1 tRNA gene and 2 rRNA genes are annotated in these 3,709 nt (G+C 52.1%); all 3 read right to left on the reverse strand.

Going from position 1 to position 3,709, the window contains the following annotated elements:
* Nucleotides 1-114: 114 nt before the first annotated feature.
* Nucleotides 115-229, reverse strand: a 5S ribosomal RNA gene (rrf, locus tag AB9K37_RS01175).
* A gap of 94 nt (nucleotides 230-323) precedes the next feature.
* Nucleotides 324-3,220 (reverse strand): 23S ribosomal RNA (locus AB9K37_RS01180).
* Between the two features lie 411 nt (nucleotides 3,221-3,631).
* A tRNA-Ala gene (locus tag AB9K37_RS01185) sits at nucleotides 3,632-3,707 on the reverse strand.
* Nucleotides 3,708-3,709 lie beyond the last annotated feature (2 nt).

The following is a 3,709-nucleotide window of genomic DNA, read 5'->3' on the forward strand; positions in this document are numbered from 1 at the left end:
TTGCACGGAGTGCTTTTTGAGGCCGCTATCGCCCTCAGCGGATATAGTAAATTTCAGCTGAGGAATTTTGTGATCGTTTTAGAGAGATATCATTTTTTTACGAGATTTTATTAGGTTTGGCGGTGACCTACTCTCCCACGACTTAAGCCGCAGTACCATTGGCGCGTCGGCACTTAACTTCCGGGTTCGGAAAGGGACCGGGTGTTTTGCTCGTGCTATGACCACCAAACCGAATAAAATCTCGTTTATTCCAAGTCAGTACGCTGTTTTTTGGTGTGTATGACTTTTGATTTCAGTAGGGCAAGTTCTTGCTTTTACTGGATCAAATCAAGCCTATCGAGCCATTAGTACCGGTCAACTGAACGCATTACTGCGCTTACATCTCCGGCCTATCGACGTGGTGGTCTACCACGGCTCTCAGGGATACCTTGTTTTGAGGGGGGCTTCCCGCTTAGATGCCTTCAGCGGTTATCCTGTCCGATCATAGCTACCCTGCACTGCTGCTGGCGCAACAACAGGTCCACCAGTGGATCGTTCACCCCGGTCCTCTCGTACTAGGGGCAACTCCTCTCAAGTATCCTACACCCACGGCAGATAGGGACCGAACTGTCTCACGACGTTCTAAACCCAGCTCACGTACCTCTTTAAACGGCGAACAGCCGTACCCTTGGGACCTGCTCCAGCCCCAGGATGAGATGAGCCGACATCGAGGTGCCAAACACTGCCGTCGATATGGACTCTTGGGCAGTATCAGCCTGTTATCCCCGGCGTACCTTTTATCCGTTGAGCGATGGCCCTTCCACTCGGGACCACCGGATCACTATGGCCGTCTTTCGACTCTGCTCGACTTGTCAGTCTCGCAGTCAGGCTGGCTTCTGCCATTGCACTCAACGAGCGATGTCCGACCGCTCTGAGCCAACCTTCGCGCGCCTCCGTTACTCTTTGGGAGGCGACCGCCCCAGTCAAACTACCCGCCACACAGGGTCCCGGATCCGGATAACGGACCGCGGTTAGACATCAAGCAAAGCAAGGGTGGTATCTCAAGGGAGGCTCCACGGACACTGGCGTGTCTGCTTCGAAGCCTACCACCTATCCTGCACATGCTTGGCCTGATGCCAGTGTGAAGCTGTAGTAAAGGTGCACGGGGTCTTTCCGTCTAACCGCGGGAAGCCTGCATCTTGACAGGCAATTCAATTTCGCTGAGTCAACGTTGGAGACAGCGGGGAAGTCGTTACGCCATTCGTGCAGGTCGGAACTTACCCGACAAGGAATTTCGCTACCTTAGGACCGTTATAGTTACGGCCGCCGTTTACCTGGGCTTCAATTCAGAGCTCTCACCCCTCCTTTTAACCTTCAGGCACCGGGCAGGCGTCAGACCCTATACGTCGTCTTGCGACTTCGCAGAGCCCTGTGTTTTTAGTAAACAGTCGCCACCCCCTGGTTTGTGCCCCCAGCCAATACTTGCGTAGAAACTGGGCCTCCTTCTCGCGAACTTACGGAGGTATTTTGCCGAGTTCCTTCAACGTTGTTCTCTCAAGCGCCTTGGTATTCTCTACCAGTCCACCTGTGTCGGTTTAGGGTACGGTCTCATGGAGGGCTATTTCCAGGGACCTCTAAACGGCCCGACCAATCCGATAAGGTCGAACAATCTTCGAGATCCGTCACATCCTCCTGGCCCAGGAATATTAACCTGGTTCCCATCGACTACGCCTTTCGGCCTCGCCTTAGGGGCCGGCTTACCCTGCTCAGATTAGCTTTAAGCAGGAACCCTTGGACTTTCGGCGAGAGTGTCTCTCACACTCTTTGTCGCTACTCATGTCATCATTCTCGCTAGTGATCTCTCCACCGGATGCCTTACAGCCCGGCTTCATCGAAAGCACTTAGTCTTGTGCTACCGCTTCGCTACTTGAGCACAGTTGCCTGTGCCTTCGTTCGAAGGTCGGTAGTAAAGACAAGTGCTATGTCACACTACGCTCCGCTACCACTGCTATGCAGTCCTCAGCTTCGGCTCATGGCTTGAGCCCCGTTACATCTTCGCCGCAGGACAACTTAATTAGACCAGTGAGCTGTTACGCTATCTTTAAAGGATGGCTGCTTCTAAGCCAACCTCCTGGTTGTTTTGGTCGTCCCACCTGCTTTCCCACTTAGCCATGAATTAGGGGCCTTAGCTGGAGGTCAGGGTTGTTTCCCTCTCCACTACGGGCGTTAGCACCCGCAGTGTGTCTGCCATCTAGTACTCCCGGGTATTCGGAGTTTGGTTAGGATCAGTAAGCCTGTGGGGCCCCATTACCCATCCAGTGCTCTACCCCCCGGGGTATTCGGATGACGCTCTACCTAAATAGATTTCGCGGAGAACCAGCTATCTCCGAGTTTGATTGGCCTTTCACCCCTAGGCACAACTCATCCCGACCTTTTTCAACAGGTGTGGGTTCGGACCTCCAACAAGTGTTACCTTGTCTTCATCCTGGTCATGCCTAGATCACTCGGTTTCGGGTCTGATCCAACTAACTCATACGCCCTATTAAGACTCGCTTTCGCTGCGCCTACACCTAACGGCTTAAGCTTGCTAGTTAGACCAAGTCGATGACCCATTATACAAAAGGTACGCCGTCAGCTCTCGAGGAGCCTCCGACTGATTGTAGGCGTCCGGTTTCAGGTACTGTTTCACTCCCCTCGTCGGGGTGCTTTTCACCTTTCCCTCACGGTACTGGTTCGCTATCGGTCAGCAAGGAGTACTTAGCCTTCGAAGGTGGTCCTCCGATCTTCAGACAGGATTTCACGTGTCCCGCCCTACTTAATACGTCCGTCAGAGCTTCCTATACGGGGCTATCACCCGCTATGGCCATGCTTCCCAACATGTTCTAGTCACTCATCTGGCTCGGCTGGTCCCCGTTCGCTCGCCGCTACTAGGGGAGTATCAATTGATTTCCTTTCCTCCGGGTACTTAGATGTTTCAGTTCCCCGGGTTTGCTCTTAAAACCCTATGTATTCAGGTAATAAGTACCTGTTTATGCTCATTATTTATGTCCTACCGCTTCGCTACTTGAGGACAAGTATTGATCCGGTAATCAAAATAACAAACATTCAGGTGGGTTGCCCCATTCGGAGATTTATGGATCAAAGCCTATTCTCGGCTCCCCATAACTTATCGCAGAGTATCACGTCCTTCATCGCCTCTTGCTGCCAAGGCATCCACCAAACGCCCTTTTCGCGCTTGATTTGATCCAGAAAGAGCAAGACTTGGCAAAGTCTTAAGGCCACGCTGGTTCGGGCGGCCACTCCTTAAATCTGGACCAAAAGTCATTACTTTCCCGCCCAACCATCATGTCGGTGATGGTTGAACAATGATGCGATCCGCAGATCACATCTGGTTAGTGTACTTGACTTGGAACAACATGCCGTTTCATGCAAACCTGTCATACGCACCTTCGGGGAAACGAAGCTTTGTACCAAGACACCAAAAGGCGCCGCAGCTCGCAGAGGTCGCTAAACACTTATAGCAACCAGCATGTTGAATTTGATTTCTCTCTAAACGATGTCAAAACGTCCGATTGGACGATCAAAAACATCCGCAGATGCCCTTGATGATCCAATCATCATCTTTGTCTCTCTCAAGTATCCGAAGAAGAAGTGGTGGAGCCTAGGAGGATCGAACTCCTGACCTCCTGAATGCAAATCAGGCGCTCTCCCAGCTGAGCTAAGGCCCCAC

This window comes from Donghicola sp. XS_ASV15, from assembly GCF_041224595.1.
In the GTDB taxonomy this organism is placed as follows: domain Bacteria; phylum Pseudomonadota; class Alphaproteobacteria; order Rhodobacterales; family Rhodobacteraceae; genus Donghicola.